We start from the raw sequence: 16,527 nt of genomic DNA, 5'->3' as shown, positions 1-16,527 counted from the left end.
TACTCTAAGCGAATTTGATTAAAGGCTTTGCCGCTGACATCGTCTTTAAAGCGACCCGGTGCATCAAAGTGTTCGTAGGTCGCTTGCTGGTAATCCATCTCGCGCCCTTGCGCTTGCTGAGCAAACGAGTAGCTCGGTTTTTTAAAGCTGTAATCTTGCAGCGCGCTGTGGCTCACTTCGGTTTGGCTGTGTTGCGTTAATTGCGACACATAAGGGCTCTCCATCACGCCACCCGCAAGGGCGTTGTAAGGGATAGGCGTTTCTCGCTTTATCAGGCTTTGGCTGTCGTCACTGAAAAAGAGGGTGTGTTTCCCCTCTTCATGAATGAAGTGATACACCAAGCCTTCTTCGGCGGCTAAGCGGTGCAAGAAGTCGATATCCGTCTCACGGTACTGCACGCAGAATTCACGCTGAGCACACTCACGCTTCAGCGAGAAGGCGTAGTCGTTAATGCCCATTTCTTGCAGTACGATGGAGAGGATTTCGGGAACGGTTTTGAGCTGGAAAATACGGCTGTTTTGGCGCAGTGATAACCGCTCTAATGCCGGGACTAAGGTCAGTGAATAAAAGGTGTGATGATGGCCAATATCGCCTTTACTGAACTGGCGCACAATGCCGTGCACGCGCTGCACGACAAGGCCATCACGCAACATCTCAAGCTGAGCGGTTTTGTCCACCAGCTCCAGCGCCGTTAAGCCAGATTGACGACTGGCCAGTTTTATCTCATAGCGAAAACCGTAGCAACGCAGGCCCGCTTGCGCGCTATCAGACAGCGATTCCACACCTTGGTATTCACGCACCACTAACGTGTCGTCTGCCAATCCCTCTACGGTGAGCCTAAAACTTAACCTTGCCATCTTTTTTCCTTCCACATTTGAATGTCGAAAAACCTTAAGCTCAATACATAACTAGGCTACGTACTGAGCTTAAGGTTTTAGTGTGGGCCACTCACCCCAAGGACATGAAACACGAGTGAGCGACCCAAAAACTAAGCGTGATTACGCTTCAACAGGCTTGCGCCAGTCGTCAGAGCCTGAAGTACCCGCATTCACGTGATCCCACAGGATTTTACGGTAAGACATAGAAACCGTAACGTTTTGTGTGAAGTCGCCGTTCGCTGGATCTTGGCAATGTGGCATTTCACAGTGAATGTCCACGATAGACGCGCTTTCGAGTGTAGTAGTGAAGAAGTTCTCTTGCTTACCTTCGATAGAAGTGCGGTACCATTTTAGCTCAACCGATTTCATCTTCTCGCCAGACGCCAGTGCGTTATAAAGAAGAGGAACCGCTTTGTTTAGCGCTACGGTGAATTTAAATGGTTTGTGAACACGTTGACCAGAAGGCTGACCTGATTGTGGATCAGTCGGTACAGTTACAACGTGGTCAAATTGTTGAACCAACATTTGGTCTTCATGACCTTCAACGAACGCATCACCGATTGAATCAGTAGACAGAGCACCAGCAGTGATCAGGCCCTGAGTTTCGCCTTCGATAGAGATATAACATGGAGTTGGCATTGCAAATTCCTTACTTTAATGATGAATGGTATGAAACAAGTTCACTCGTCATAGAGCAAAGTCAGTGCCAACTCTATTACTATTTAAAATCAAACACTTATATTGTATGCATTTTTGATTGAGCAAAAACCTGCCCAGCATGAGCAAAATATTGCTTCGATGGGTAAAAACTTACCCTCATTCTGAGACAACCAGATGTAAAAATCCCGATTCACACTGTAAATCGGGATTTTGATGTTGAGACTTCACAAGGAACCATTCAACTCATTAAATTGCAATGGGGTTGACAACTATACCCTTGTCTCTAGCTTATAGTAGAGAGTTGCCAGTGGCGGTACACAGACCAAAATAGATTGGTCTAAACCCTCACTCTCAACGTTTTCCGTCAGTACACGGTTTTTGACTTCAAAACCGCTACCGCCATAGTGTCTATCATCTGTATTAAGCAGTAATTGATACTCACCTTTGACAGGCATACCTAAACGAAAAGCTTGGTGAGGAACAGGGGTAAAATTGGTGATAATTAAAATACGTTCACCGCAGTCACTCATGCGTTCATGCGCAAGAATGCTCGCATCGGCCGCATCTTGTAAGCGCCACTCAAAGCCACGAGGCTCACTGTCTAACTCAAAAAGTGCAGGCTCGGCTTGATACATCTTATTGAGATCTCGCGTTAAATTCTGCACTCCTTGATGGCGTTCAAACTGCAATAAGAACCACTGAAGTTGGTCATCATGATTCCATTCTGCCGTTTGACCAAATTCAGTGCCCATGAAGTTGAGTTTTTTACCCGGCTGGCCATACATATAGCCCATATAAGCACGCAAGTTTGCCGTTTGTTGCCACTCATCGCCGGGCATTTTGTTGTGGATCGAACCTTTTCCATACACCACTTCATCGTGTGATAGCGACAACACATAGTTTTCACTGTGTGCATAGACTAACGGGAAGGTGATGACGTTGTGATGGTATTTACGATGGACGGGATCTTCTTTTATATAAGCCAAACTGTCATGCATCCAGCCCATATTCCATTTGAAACCAAAGCCTAAGCCGCCCATAAAGGTTGGCGCTGAAACGCCGGGAAAAGCTGTTGATTCTTCAGCAATGGTCATAGCATTCGGGAAGTGTTTGTACACTTCTTCGTTCATCCACTTTAAGGTGGCAATCGCATCGTAATTTTCTCTGCCGCCATCCACATTTGGGATCCATTGATCATGGCTGCGTGAGTAGTCGAGATAGAGCATCGAAGCAACGGCGTCTACTCGAATGCCATCGATATGGAACTGTTCAAACCAATATAACGCATTCGAGACTAAGAAACGGCGCACATGTTCGCGGCCAAGGTCGTAAATATACGAACTCCAATCTTGATGCCAACCACGGCGCGGATCAGGGTCATGGAACAAAGGGGTGCCATCAAAATTGGCTAAGCCATGACTATCGGCAGGAAAATGTGCGGGAACCCAATCGAGCACCACACCAAGGCCAGCTTGGTGGCACTGATCCACGAAATATTTAAAATCATCGGGCGTACCGAAACGGCTCGTTGGCGCAAATAAGCCAACAGGTTGATAGCCCCAAGAACCATAGAATGGATGCTCAGAAACGGGCATAAGCTCTACATGGGTATAGCCTAAATCCACCAAATAAGGCACCAGTTGATCAGCCAGCTCACGATAATTTAAAAATTCCCCCGCCGAATTACGACGCCAAGAGCCCACGTGCAACTCATAGAAAGAGAGCGCTTGCTTGCGCTTTTCGGTGATGGGGCGAGCTTGCCACGTACGGTCTTGCCATTCATAACGCCGATGATCGTATGTTACCGAGGCAAATGAAGGGTACTGCTCGGCGTAGTAACCCCAAGGATCGGCTTTGTGCGGTAACCCTTCACCATGAGGCCCTTTCAATTCAAATTTGTATTGCGTACCTTCGGGTAAGTTGGGCATGAAAATTCCCCAAATACCGTAATCAAGGCGCTGCATTGGATTACGACGTCCATCCCATTGGTTAAATGCGCCAATCAAACTGCACGCTTTTGCATGCGGTGCGTAGACTAAAAAACGGATACCTGAGATTTGTTTACCACCACGTTCCATGGTCACAAACTGCGAACCCATGTGGTGATACATCGATTTCGGCGTATGCAAATCATCATATTCAGCGTATAAACCATGGTACTGATATGGGTCATCGATGAGCTGTTCGACACCTGCCCAATCGACCGCCAATTGGTAGTGGGTAAAACGTAAATCAATATTTGATTTTAGGATGAAACCCGACTCATCTTCACGCTCAAGCAGAATGCGGGGTTGATTTTCCACCACCAGCTCAACTTTTTCGGCACCCGGCATCCAAACGCGTAGCGCACCTTGATCGGGTGCAAGGTAAGGGCCTAAAAATGAGAATGGATCTGTAAATGATGCATGGGAAAGTTGGCTATATGCCTGCTTTAGCTTTGAAAGCTTTTTTGTTTTCATATCCCTACTCCTAACCTAACTTTCTTTAAACGTATAAAAATGCCCGCTAAAATGGCGGGCATACTAGCGAGGTTCAGTGTACCGAACTCTGCTGTTACATTGAGTGACCTAGACTAAAATTCTTCATGCCATGATTAAGAAAGATAACACTAAGTCACATCAAGGTTTATTCAGTAAGTGATTATTTACTTACACTCGCTCGCACTTCCGTTAAACGTGCAGCAATGCGATTGACATTATCACGTGCAAATACTTCATCCAAATTCATTGAAAGTTTACGACGCCAGTTAGGGTACTCATTAACGGTACCCGGAATATTAACGGGTTTATCCATTTCCAACCAATCTTCTAACTGAATACTTAACAAGGTCGATGCACCAGATGCAACGTGCAGTTGCAGCGCCTCACTTAAATATGAATCCATTGGAACAAGGCTTGCGTCGCGCCCCACACCCTCAGGCAAATAACCATGCCATGCCACCGAATCCAAAATGCCTTGTTTACATTTCAAACGGTCCTCAAACAAGGCTTCGAGCTGGGCTTGATCGGGGTACAAACCAATTTCGCTCCCCATTTTGAGATCATCGCAATGCCAGAAACCACGCAACGTTGGCATATCATGTGTGCACAGTGCCGACATCGACTGAGCGGCGTAATGTTTCGGTGAGATAAAGCCGCCATCTTCTGCGGTTTCAAAGAAGAACACTTTATAAGAGTGAACACCCGCATCGGCTAAAATATCGACGATTTCATCAGGTACTGTGCCCAAATCTTCGCCAATCACGCTGCATTTATGGCGGTGAGATTCCAACGCTAAAATCGCGAGCATATCTTGTACTGGGTAGTAGATGTAAGCACCCTTAGTGGCATTTTCACCTTTTGGTACCCACCACAAGCGCAGTAAACCAAGTACATGATCAATGCGCAGCGCACCACAATGTTTCATATTGGCGCGCAGCAGCTTGATATAAGCATCGTAAGCGGTTGCTTGTAATACTTGTGGATTAAGCGGTGGTAAGCCCCAATTTTGACCCAGTGGTCCAAGAATATCGGGCGGGGCGCCAATGCTGGCGTCTAAAATCAAGTTACCGGCATCAGCCCAAGTTTCAGAGCCTGAATCAGCCACACCCACCGCAAGGTCGCGGTATAAGCCGACCGCCATGCCTTTTTCTTCCGCGAGTGCTTGGGCTTCATTAATTTGGCCATCAGCAATCCACTGCAAGTACATGTATAGGTGAACTTTATCTTGATTGTCTTCGATAAATTTCTGTACTGCGCTGTTTTCAAAACGACGATATTTTTCAGGGAAAACTGGCCAACCCCATACATTCGGATCTTGGGCATGTAAATCGACATGCAGCGCATCGAATGCCGCTTGGTGCACTAAGCTCTCACCACCTTCTTCAACGAAATTCAAAAAGGCTTGTGCGCGATCGCTATTTTTATCTAAATGGCGTTTTTTAAATTCGGTGAACAGGAGTGGCAAGACACTCATTTTTAATGTTGCAACTTCGGTGTAGTTTACCCAATGCGCTTCACGTACTTTCTGAAGACGTTGCTGAAACTCCGCACTGCCTACTTTTTGCTGCGCATCCGCACTCAAAGCAAATTCAGGCACTGAACTCACGTCTATGTATAAAATATTGAGCCAACGGCGTGACGATGGGCTGTAAGGACTCGCTCCTTCAGGGTTTGCAGGAAAGAGAGAATGAATCGGGTTAAGGCCGACAAAATCGCCGCCACGAGAGGCAATATCCGCCACTAACTGTTTTAAGTCTCCAAAATCACCAATACCCCAGTTGTGCTGAGTACGCAGCGTGTAAAGCTGCACACTCGGGCCCCACAATTTTTTACCTTCAGTAATAGGTGCTTGTTTGTAACAGGCTTTTGGCGTCACTATCAGCGTGAGCTCATACGGTGTTTTACGGCGTTTCCGTGTCACCAACAGTTTGTGATATCCCCATGCTAAATCGCTTGGCAATGCAAACACTAAAGGGCCACCCTCAGCGCGTTCATCACGAACGACTTGCGATTGAAGATAGCCTTCAAGTACCTCTCCTTGTTCGGTTTCTAAGCGCCAGTTAAATTCGCTTTCACGTGCGCTGGCACCTAGATAAAGTGGCACTTCCACCGCTTCACCTTCACGAATAACGAGAACAGGATCCAATACATCTTTCTTGTGTTTCTTTTCTGCTGATTTCAGCAGCGTTTCATCATTGGTTGTGTCATAGCCCAAAGACGCCAATAAGCGGATAATGGTTTCATCTTCCACTTTCGCTTCGTCGCCCCACGCGCTTATGTAGCTGTCGGCAATGTTCGCCATCGCCGCTACTTGTTTTAATGCGTTTAGTTGTTTCATCGCTTTCTCCGAAGGGACTTCTTTCCCCTTCAAATGGGTAGGGTTTTATTATAATGAGTCATCATAGAGCCAAGGCTCTAAGGCCTTGGCTTACTTGAAAATTAACGTTTAACGGTTTCTAATTTCCAGATGTTGTTAACGTAGTCACGGATACTGCGGTCAGAGCTGAACTTACCCACCAACGCGGTGTTAAGAATCGCTTTCTTCGCCCAGCCAGCCTGGTCACGGTACTGCTTGTCCATCGCCTGATGCGCTTGTACATACGAAGCGAAGTCAGCCAGCACTAGGTATGGATCACCACCATCAAGCAAGCTATCGAACGTGGCTTTCAATTTACCCGGAGCGCCTGGGGTAAACTCTTCACCCACCAACAAATCCAGTGAAGCCTTAAGCAGCGGATCCGCATTGTAGTAATCATATGGGTTATAACCACTGGCTTTTAATGCTTCGACTCCGTCCACTTCCAAACCGAAGATGTAGATGTTGTCATCACCCACTTCCTCACGAATTTCCACGTTTGCACCATCCATCGTACCTATGGTTAAAGCACCATTTAGCGCCATTTTCATGTTACCGGTACCGGATGCTTCTTTACCTGCGGTAGAAATTTGCTCGGATACATCGGCAGCAGGAATGATGATTTCAGCTATGCTCACGCGGTAATCAGGAATGAAAACTACTTTTAGCTTGTTACCAATGCGCGGATCGTTATTCACTTTTTCCGCAATTTTATTGATGGCGTAGATGATCTCTTTAGCTAGGTGGTAACCCGGTGCCGCTTTAGCCGCGAAGAACACCACGCGCGGCGTCATATCGAACGTTGGGTCATTCACTAAACGATGATACAAAGAGAGAATATGTAACATATTCAAATGCTGACGTTTGTATTCATGCAAGCGTTTGATCTGAACATCAAAGATGGCATTGGTATCAAGCTCAATACCCATGTTCTCTGATACCCAATCAGCCAGACGCTGCTTGTTGTGTTTCTTAACCGCCATAAATTCTTTTTGGAATTTCGCATCGTCAGCGTATTGCGCAATCGCTTCTAGCTGGTCAAGGTGCGCTGGCCACTCAGTGCCAATTTTTTCCGAAATAAGCGCCGACAAACCTGGGTTACAAAATTTCAACCAGCGACGCGGCGTAATGCCGTTTGTTACGTTGTGCAAACGTGTTGGGTAAAGCTCGTGGAATTCTGGGAAAAGATCGCGTTTTACCAACTCAGAGTGCAGCGCTGCCACACCGTTCACAGCGTAAGAGCCAACCACACAAAGGTTTGCCATACGCACTACACGGTGGAAACCATCTTGAATGATGGAGAGTTTTTGCTGTTTCGACACATCACCCGGCCACTTGGCTCGTACTTCTTGCAGGAAGCGGTGGTTGATTTCGTAAATGATTTCCATATGGCGAGGAAGCAAACGCTGGATCAACGACTCGCTCCAGGTTTCGAGTGCTTCAGGCAGTAGCGTATGGTTGGTGTAGGCGAACGTTTTTGAGCTGATCGCCCATGCTTCATCCCAGCCCATACCTTTCTCATCAATCAAGATACGCATCAATTCAGGAATGGAAATCGTTGGGTGAGTATCGTTTAGCTGAACGGTTTGATATTTAGGAAGATCAGCAATGTCATGACCCGCCGCCGCATGACGACGCAAAATGTCACGCATTGACGCCGCGCTATGGAAATATTGCTGCATCAAACGCAGTGTCTTGCCTTTTTCGTGGTTATCGTTTGGATAAAGTACTTTGGTAATGTTGCCTGCATCAATCAAGGCATGCTGTGCTTCAAAGTAGTTACCGTTGTTGAAATCAGCCAGTGAGAAAGGCGCAATTGCGCGACATTCCCATAAACGAAGTGGGTAAACCGTGTCGCTTTCATAGCCGACGATCGGTAAATCCCAAGGCATTGCTTGGACAAACATACTCGGAATCCAACGGCGTTTTTCCACGCCATTGTCATTGATAACGTCAACATGGCCGTAAAAACCAATCTCTTGTGCTAGGTGTGGTCGTGCCACTTCCCACGGGTAGCCTTCAACACAACGCCACTCATCAGGAGCTTCTTGTTGGTGGCCCTCACTAAAAGATTGCTTAAACAAACCATATTCATAATGTAAACCATAACCTACGGTTGGGTACTCTTGCGCAGCGCACGAATCCATGAAACATGCCGCAAGTCGCCCTAAACCACCATTACCTAAGGATGGGTCACGTTCTTCTTCTAATAAATCCGTTAGGTTCTGACCTAAATCAGCCATCGCTTCCGTGATTTGCTCATACAGGCCCATGCTGATGAGGTTGTTGCCAGTTAAACGGCCAATCAAGAACTCAAGTGATAAGTAGTTCAGACCCTTAGCGTTAACAATGCGCTCGTCTTGCTCAGTTTCGAGTAGATCAAACATCGTTAATTCAGCCAGTGCGCGCCCCATTGCGAGATACCATGAACGGCTATCTGCATTTTCAATGGTGGTAGCGTAGGTGGCAGTCAGGTGTTTCTTTACGTTGTCTTGGAACGAAGCTTTATCAAACTTCTTCTGTTGCGTAGGTTTCATTAGCGAAATCTCACTTAGTCGTTTTAATTCATCTTCGGCATATCGTGCATCAGCTACGCAAGGTCGGCATCCTCCTAAAAATGACCTCGTTTAGGAGGAGGGCTCAGGGCGTAGAGGGCGAGCACCAGAGTCGCAGTGATCTATCTCTCATTCGTTGCACATAGCGGTTCATAAGCAGTGATTGTGATCACATCACCTTGCTCACTAGCCTAAATACCGCTCATGACGCTAAGGTTTCGATCAAGAATATCAATCTCTCAATATGAGAATTGGCTCTCAAAAAAATGAGCTTCATTTACAAATTACATGAGATTTTGTACATGCTCAGTTTTTATATAGCGCATAACAAAGAAGTTTTAGTGATTAAAGTCACAATTACAGGGCGTAGATGATGAGTAAATGTGAATCCTGCAAGAATCTCGGGATGGATCAATAAACGTGCGTCACGACATCAAGTAACATCCATACAAAATGAGTGATAGTTCACTTGTGAACTCCTAAATAATGATGCTCTTCTTACTAAGCACCTCCAAAGCTACAATCAGCTTTAAAGTCAGTAACAAGAACAATAAATGGAATCTGGAAGATGTGGATACCTTCTAAGCTTACTCGCCCCGGCCGCCTACACAACGCCATCGTTCGCCCACGTGTGTTAGAGCTGCTTGCCCAAGCACCTTGCTACAAGCTCGTGCTATTTCGTTCGCCTGCTGGTTATGGAAAAACCACCATGGCGGCCCAATGGTTATCTGACAAGACCAATGTGGGTTGGTATAGCATCGATGAAAGCGATAATGATACGTTCCGATTTATCAACTACTTACTGCAAGCGATTAATAAAGCGACTCAGCAAAGTTGTCCAAATGCCCAAAAACTGGCCGAGCGACGCCAGTTCTCTTCTCTACATTCGCTATTTAGTGAAGTGTTTTCGGAAATGTCTGGCTTTAACAAAGAGTGCTATGTGGTTCTCGATGATTACCATTTGATCGCCGATGACGATATCCACGAAGCGATGCGCTTTTTCCTCAAACACATGCCAGACAACCTAACGCTGGTCGTCACTAGCCGTGCCACACCACCATTAGGCACGGCCAACTTGCGCGTACGCGATTTGATGATCGAAATTGGTAACGAGCTACTCGCCTTTGATACCGAAGAAACAACACGCTTCTTTAATCAACGGGTCTCTGATGGCGTGGATGATGATACTGCCAACAACTTGTGCACCTATGTCGAAGGCTGGCCCTCTGCACTGCAATTGATTGCCTTACAAGCACAGCACCAAAAGCGCACGTTGGCGCAGACAGCGGAGTCGGTATCGCAGTTTAATCATGCACATTTATGGGATTACTTAGTTGAGGAAGTGTTTGATCTGCTGGATAAAGAAACGCGCCAATTTTTGATGCAATGCTCGGTGCTCGATCACTTTAATGACGTGTTAGTCTCTGCACTCACCAAACGTGACGACGCGCTGAGCATGATTGAGTCGCTCAACCGCTATGGTTTATTCATTTATCCACTGGAAGGTGAGCACAACTGGTACCGGTTCCACAACTTATTTGCGGAATTCCTCTCTCATGAACGCTTGGCGCGCATCCCGCAGCAGGAGCACGATCTGCACCGTGCCGCCGCGCACGCTTGGTTGCAAGAAGCTACACCTCATCAAGCGTTGCGTCACGCCACGCTCGCCAACGATACTGACTTACTCGCTACTATCTTGACGCAATTTGGCTGGAAGATGTTCAACCAAGGCGAGCTTTTGGCTCTCGAAGAGGCCATTAACCAACTCTCTCCGGCCCAACTCTATCGCGAGCCTAAACTGTGTATGCTACAAGCTTGGCTGGCTCAAAGTCAGCACCGCTACTTTGACGTTGGGGATCTGCTGACCAAATCGACCAACGAGATGAAAGCGCTTAATGTTCAGCTCAGCACCAAAGAACAAGGCGAATTCAATGCCCTGCGTGCTCAAGTCGCGATCAACCAAAATGAGCCAGAAAAAGCCTTAGAACTGGCGGAATTAGCGCTAAGCCAACTGGATCACACCGTTTACCGCAGTCGTATTGTCGCCACTTCAGTCGTCGGCGAAGTGAACCACGTGCTCGGTCAATTAAGCCGCGCACTCTCGATGATGCAACAAACCGAAAAGCTGGCACGCCAGTATCAGGTTTACCACCAAGCGCTATGGGCATTACTACAGCAAAGCGAGATCTTGATTGCCCAAGGTTATGTGCAAGCCGCTTTTGAAGTACAAGATATTGCCTTCAAATTAATTGAAGAGCAGCAATTACAGCAAGTGCCATTGCATGAGTTCTTACTACGGATACGTGCCCAAATCCTGTGGTGCTGGAACCGCTTGGATGAAGCGGAAGAGTGCGCTTATAAAGGACTACGCGTATTGGGCAACCACTCTCCAAGCAAGCATCTGCACAGTTATTCAATGCTGGCGCGTATTGCTATTGGCCGTGGTGAACTCGATAAAGCGGGTAAGTTCATCGAACAAATACAGCACTTACTGAAACAATCGACTTATCACGTAGACTGGACGGCGAATGCTTCGCTCTCACTGATTCTATTTTGGCAAGCTCGTGGCAATGATGAAGCAATGTTGCAGTGGCTCAAGACCACCATTCGACCAGAAAAAGCATGCAATCACTTTTCACAGCTTCAATGGCGTAATATTGCTCGAGTTCAGATTCACTTAGGTCATTTGGAAGATGCGACTCAAACTTTGACGTTTATGCAGCACGAAGCGCAAACTTATCAGTTGATTACTGACCTAAACCGTAATTTGATCCTCGAAGCCGTTCTAGCCACCACAGTGCACAACGAAGAAGTGGCGAAAGAAAAACTCAAAGAAGCGCTACAGCTAACCAATCAGACGGGTATGGTGGGTAACTTTTTAATCGATGGTTCGCAGATCGGCCACTTATTGGAAAAACTCTCTAGCCGATCCGAATTGGGAGATCTGGAACGCCACCGCGCACAACAGTTAATGAAAGAGATCTCTACCACTCAGCGCAGCCGATCAGTCCATTTCGACGAAGAGTTTGTTGAGAAGCTGGTTAATCACCCAAATATTCCTGAGCTGGTTCGTACCAGCCCACTCACTCAACGTGAATGGCAAGTCTTGGGGCTTATCTACTCTGGGTTTAGCAATGAGCAAATTGCACAAGAGCTGGATGTCGCAGGAACCACCATCAAAACCCACATCCGCAACCTATACCAAAAACTGAATATTGCTAACCGCAAAGAGGCAATCCACACCGCCGAGAATTTATTGCAACTTATGGGCTATTGAGTCGCAGGTACGATCAAAAAGAGCCAGATTATCTGGCTCTTTTCTGTCGTAAAAAATGATGGTTAGAAGGTTTTTGGAGCGAAACCAGTCATCACTTCTAAACGCAGTTCTTTGCCCATTGTTGTCATCGGGTGTACCACGATTAAACCTTTAACTGACTTTTTCAATTGACCTAAATCCGCCTGTTCGGCTTTGGTCAACTCACGAGAAAATGGCATATCGAGCAAACTCTTACGCTCTTTGCTCACCGTATAATTTTGCTTGTGTTTTGCTTGAGCGAGCTTTTTCGTCAGTTGCTCTACTTCATCGGTAAATTTGCTGATCATTACTTGATCGCCACGACCTTTAGCCGCATCGAGCTTATGGCGACACGTATCTAAACGGTTATTGAGTTGTTGAATTTCATTTTTCAGGCTCATGGTCACTGGCTCTTCGAAAGTAAAGTGGGCGCGGAGTATATCACAGCCTATCTATACTCTATATAGAAATTAAGCTTAAACCAGTGAAATGAAAGCCACTGGCAAGTCATAGAGGGCATAACAACTCTACTTAGCATTCCAATTTGACATAACACCCATTTTTCATATGAAAATATGCTCTTTGTAAGACGCGGTGCCGCAAACTTAGCTAAGCTATATTTATAACAACAACGAGCATGTCAACCGTCAGTTAAAGTACCAAGGCCAATAACATAACAACAGGAAATAACCATGAGCCTGACTATTCGCCAAAGACTCTATGTGCTATCCATTGTTCCGCTACTGATTATTTCGTTAAGTATGATGTATCTCAGTTTTTCAGAAACACAAAAACTGAATCACGAACAAATGGCCGCTACCCGCGCTAGCATGATGGAGATGAAACAAAATGAGCTGCGTTCATATCTGCAAATTGCCGATACAGCGCTCAAATCACTCAAACAAAAGAACGCTCCCCTCAGCGAAGCCATCACCATACTGCGTGACATCGCTTTTGAAAATAGTGGCTATATCTTTGGCTACAATAGCAAAGGGGATCGACTACTACTGGGCCAAAGTAATGCTGGTTTAGGCGATAACTTTTGGAACATGCAAGATACGCATGGCAACTATTTAATCCAAGATTTAATCAAAAATGCCAAAGTAGATAAGTTCACTACCTACTATTTCCCCAAGCCGGGAGAGACGACACCACTACCTAAATTGGCCTATTCTACCTATTTACCACAGTGGGATCTAACGATAGGCACTGGCTTTTACACCGATGACATTGATGCCGTAATCGCCAACATGGAAACACTCGCTGCGGAAAATATGCAAAGCAGTTTAGTCAATATCGGTTTGATGAGCTTGATCATTATCCTCATCGTCGGTTTTTTCGCCATCATTTTAAATCGCAGTATCATGCGTCCTCTCGAGCTATTTGATTTATCGATTCGTTCATTTGCAAGCGGTGACGCTGATTTAACTGCAAGAATGGAAAAATTCAACGCCCCTGAATTTGCAAGATTAAGTGATAACTTCAATGCCTTTGTCTCCAGCTTGCAAAGTATCATTGCGCGCGTACACCAAGTTGGGCAACAGGTTGTGGATGAAACCAATGACATGACACAACGAGCACAACAAGTTGACGCCATTGCATCAGGGCAACGTGAAGAGACCGATCAAGTAGCGACAGCGATGACAGAAATGACCACGACTGCAACAGAGATCTCGAACAACGCCCATCATGCCGCTCAGTCGGCAAAAGATGCTGATGACAACGCCAAAGATGCCCATGAAATCGTTGATTCGGCAGCAAAATCGGTACAGGATCTCGCCAAAGAGGTCGCTGAAGCGAGCCTTGTGATTTCAAAACTGGAAGGCGATGTGAAAAACATTTCGTCTCTACTTGCGGTTATCCAAGATATTGCGGAACAAACCAATCTACTGGCGTTAAACGCAGCTATTGAAGCGGCTCGCGCGGGCGAGCAAGGACGAGGATTTGCCGTGGTAGCGGATGAAGTCCGAAAATTAGCCAGCCGTACCCAAGACAGTACAGGGCAAATTCATGCCATGATCGGGCAACTGAAAAATGCCTCTGATGCCGCAGTTAAAGCGATGGATTCAAGCCAAAGCCGTAGCTTAAGCACCGTAGAAAAAGCCAATGCCGCATCGACAGCATTACAAAAAATTCAAGACTCTATTGCCACGATTATGGATATGAACGCGCTGATCGCAACTGCAACAGAAGAGCAAAGTATTGTTGGGCAAGAGATATCAGAGCGCATTGTGGTGATATCTGATCAAAGTAGTCAATCGGCTGAACTGGCTAATCAGAACCAAGCGGGTAGCCAGCAGTTGAATAGCCGAGCCAACGAACTCTATGAGTTGGTGGACCGCTTTAAAGTTTAGCAAGAAGAGGTAAAACTGATATTCGTAAGCGTCAGAATGAAGATCGTTGATCACTAAGTAAAAAAGCCATGTCAACATGGCTTTTTTCAATGAAGAGATCCCTAATGACTTACAGGAGATTTCTTTGGTTTAATCGATTTTTTCTTGATATTCGCGTTTATCTTCTGGACGCAGTTGACGCTGAACACCCATTAAAAAATTACGCAGGATCTGATCTTTACATTCACGGTAGTGTTTATTGTCAGGCTTGCGGAAAAATGCATTGAGCTCGTGCTTACTTAAACGAAAATCGATAAAAGCTAATGTGTCTAAAATATCTTCTGCTTTCATATCCAGCGCAATACGCAATTTCATGAAAATCATATTATTGGTTAAGCGTGTTTCAGGCTGAGGTTGTTCACCATCGCGTTTACCACGCTTTGTATTGATTAAACCATTGAGAAATATCGCTAGATCCACATCACTCAACACAGATTCCGTCTCTTTGTTTAGCCAAGTAGTCACTTGCTCTTGAGTAACGCAGCCGTCCGCCGCAGCAAAAATCTCAACCATAGCTGAGTCTTTAAAGTCAAAAGTGTAGCGAATACGGCGTAAAATATCGTTATTGGTCAAAATAGATCCTAGGGTTAGATTTCCAGTGCCATCAAGATGACAGACTGTGAAGAAATAGCGCGCCACTGTAGCAGAAGAGCGATCGGACACCTATCTATTTTACGTAATACCGTCTGAGTTTAATGTGTGTTTACTACCTCTTTTAGTAATCGGTCTATCGAATCAACCACCGATTTACTGGCCAATTCCATAGTATCAACTTGCTTAATCAGTTGTGTCCAATCACCATTCTGACCAGACTTCAGTGCACTCTTTCCTGAATCATGCACCAATTTATGAGGAGCATTCAAACCAGCAAAGCTGGGAAGCTGGCTGTATTCACGCGCACCATCACCCTCAAAATACCATTTACCTAGACGGCACTCTTGATGAGTATTCATCCCATGTTCAAACCGACGATTGAGGATGTGATCGTACACTTCATTTTTCCAAACTGCGTGATCCAATTTCACCGTATCAAGGAAAGAACACGCCGTCGCAATACGAATAACTTCTTGCATTTGTTTTGATTTGTCTAAAACGATTGTTACCGTCTGTTTTAATTCATTTGAAGCATTTTCTACTTCGATTGCACATTCTTGACTCTGATTCACTGAACCTTTAATACTTTCCGTTTGGTTCTGAACTTGCCCAACTAAAGATTCAATCTTAGTGCTGGCATCATTGGCTTTGGAAGCTAATGCCCGTACTTCATCGGCCACGACCGCGAAACCTCGACCCGCTTCACCTGCGCGTGCCGCTTCAATAGCTGCATTCAGTGCCAATAAATTGGTCTGTTGCGAAATCTCTTGGATCGTGCCGACTAACTGGCCAATCGAAATGGTTGTTTTATCTAGAACAGTCACCGACTCCATACTAGCGTGAGCGTATTCTGCAATTTTTTCTGCTCGAGAAGATAAGTGATTAATTGCTGTGCTTGTCTGACCAAAAATACTATTCAGTTGCTTCAGTGATTCGTTCTCACGCAATAAATTCTCAGCATTGTGAGCTAGACCAGAACGGATGGCTTCTAGCATGTGGCTACCACTCAAATGGCTGGCCATCAAATCAGACTCTAATTGAGTTGATGTACGCAATAAGGCCAGCTGTTCTTTTAGCTGCTGAATTTCATCTTGCCACTTTTGTTGCTCAAGTCTTTGCTGTGCTTGTAATGCAGCTATCTGAGCCTTCAAATCATCATTTTCTTTTTGCATTTTCTTGTTAAATAGCATGCTCAACCTCGGCAAAAATAACATTGTCAATCTACATAAGTTTAATCGAACGTTAATAATTTTATGCACTTCTCATTTCAAAATGAGCAGATTAAATCGGAGTAATGTGAAGGGACGCACCTAGCC

General features: G+C 45.7%; 10 protein-coding genes and 1 pseudogene. 2 read left to right on the top strand and 9 right to left on the bottom strand.

Going from position 1 to position 16,527, the window contains the following annotated elements:
• From tssI to B9J87_RS14260, 5 genes are all read right to left on the bottom strand, one after another.
• A partial coding sequence (gene tssI / locus B9J87_RS14280; protein ID WP_141201580.1) for a type VI secretion system tip protein TssI/VgrG occupies positions 1-857 on the bottom strand: 857 nt, incomplete at its 3' end.
• A gap of 141 nt (positions 858-998) precedes the next feature.
• Entirely contained in the window at positions 999-1,517 is a 519-nt protein-coding gene (locus B9J87_RS14275; protein ID WP_013868180.1) for an Hcp family type VI secretion system effector, read from the bottom strand.
• 290 nt (positions 1,518-1,807) lie between these two features.
• Positions 1,808-3,997, bottom strand: coding sequence for a 1,4-alpha-glucan branching protein GlgB (gene glgB / locus B9J87_RS14270; RefSeq protein ID WP_094151426.1), 2,190 nt, complete (start codon positions 3,995-3,997; stop codon positions 1,808-1,810).
• Positions 3,998-4,178: 181 nt separating this feature from the next.
• Entirely contained in the window at positions 4,179-6,356 is a 2,178-nt protein-coding gene (gene malQ / locus B9J87_RS14265; RefSeq protein WP_094151424.1) for a 4-alpha-glucanotransferase, read from the bottom strand.
• Between the two features lie 101 nt (positions 6,357-6,457).
• Positions 6,458-8,911, bottom strand: coding sequence for a glycogen/starch/alpha-glucan phosphorylase (locus B9J87_RS14260; protein ID WP_013868184.1), 2,454 nt, complete (start codon positions 8,909-8,911; stop codon positions 6,458-6,460).
• A gap of 586 nt (positions 8,912-9,497) precedes the next feature.
• On the opposite strand from B9J87_RS14260, the gene malT reads away from it, so the two are divergent.
• Positions 9,498-12,206, top strand: coding sequence for an HTH-type transcriptional regulator MalT (malT, locus tag B9J87_RS14255; RefSeq protein WP_094151422.1), 2,709 nt, complete (start codon positions 9,498-9,500; stop codon positions 12,204-12,206).
• 62 nt (positions 12,207-12,268) lie between these two features.
• Here malT and B9J87_RS14250 read toward each other — a convergent pair whose 3' ends face one another.
• Positions 12,269-12,625: a YibL family ribosome-associated protein gene (locus tag B9J87_RS14250; RefSeq protein WP_026027197.1), complete on the bottom strand. Its 357-nt coding sequence runs from the start codon at positions 12,623-12,625 to the stop codon at positions 12,269-12,271.
• Positions 12,626-12,916: 291 nt separating this feature from the next.
• On the opposite strand from B9J87_RS14250, the gene B9J87_RS14245 reads away from it, so the two are divergent.
• Positions 12,917-14,578: a methyl-accepting chemotaxis protein gene (locus B9J87_RS14245; RefSeq protein ID WP_017044922.1), complete on the top strand. Its 1,662-nt coding sequence runs from the start codon at positions 12,917-12,919 to the stop codon at positions 14,576-14,578.
• A gap of 129 nt (positions 14,579-14,707) precedes the next feature.
• Here the strand turns inward: B9J87_RS14245 and B9J87_RS14240 are convergent, their stop codons facing one another.
• The 3 genes and pseudogenes from B9J87_RS14240 to B9J87_RS18065 all read right to left on the bottom strand — a co-directional run.
• The gene (locus B9J87_RS14240) at positions 14,708-15,190 is read right to left on the bottom strand and encodes a DUF1456 family protein (RefSeq protein WP_038148283.1); all 483 of its coding nucleotides are present in this window, start codon (positions 15,188-15,190) and stop codon (positions 14,708-14,710) included.
• A 119-nt stretch (positions 15,191-15,309) separates the two neighbouring features.
• Entirely contained in the window at positions 15,310-15,690 is a 381-nt protein-coding gene (locus B9J87_RS18070; RefSeq protein WP_405054803.1) for a CZB domain-containing protein, read from the bottom strand.
• Positions 15,691-15,732: 42 nt separating this feature from the next.
• Positions 15,733-16,206: pseudogene (locus B9J87_RS18065) on the bottom strand (methyl-accepting chemotaxis protein); the annotation flags it as partial.
• Between the last annotated feature and the right edge of the window lie 321 nt (positions 16,207-16,527).

Origin of the sequence: Vibrio sp. V19_P1S1T109 (assembly GCF_002241375.1) — a bacterium.
Taxonomy (GTDB): domain Bacteria; phylum Pseudomonadota; class Gammaproteobacteria; order Enterobacterales; family Vibrionaceae; genus Vibrio; species Vibrio anguillarum.
Note: the sequence above shows the minus strand (reverse complement) of the source record. Positions and strands in the feature narration are given on the sequence as shown.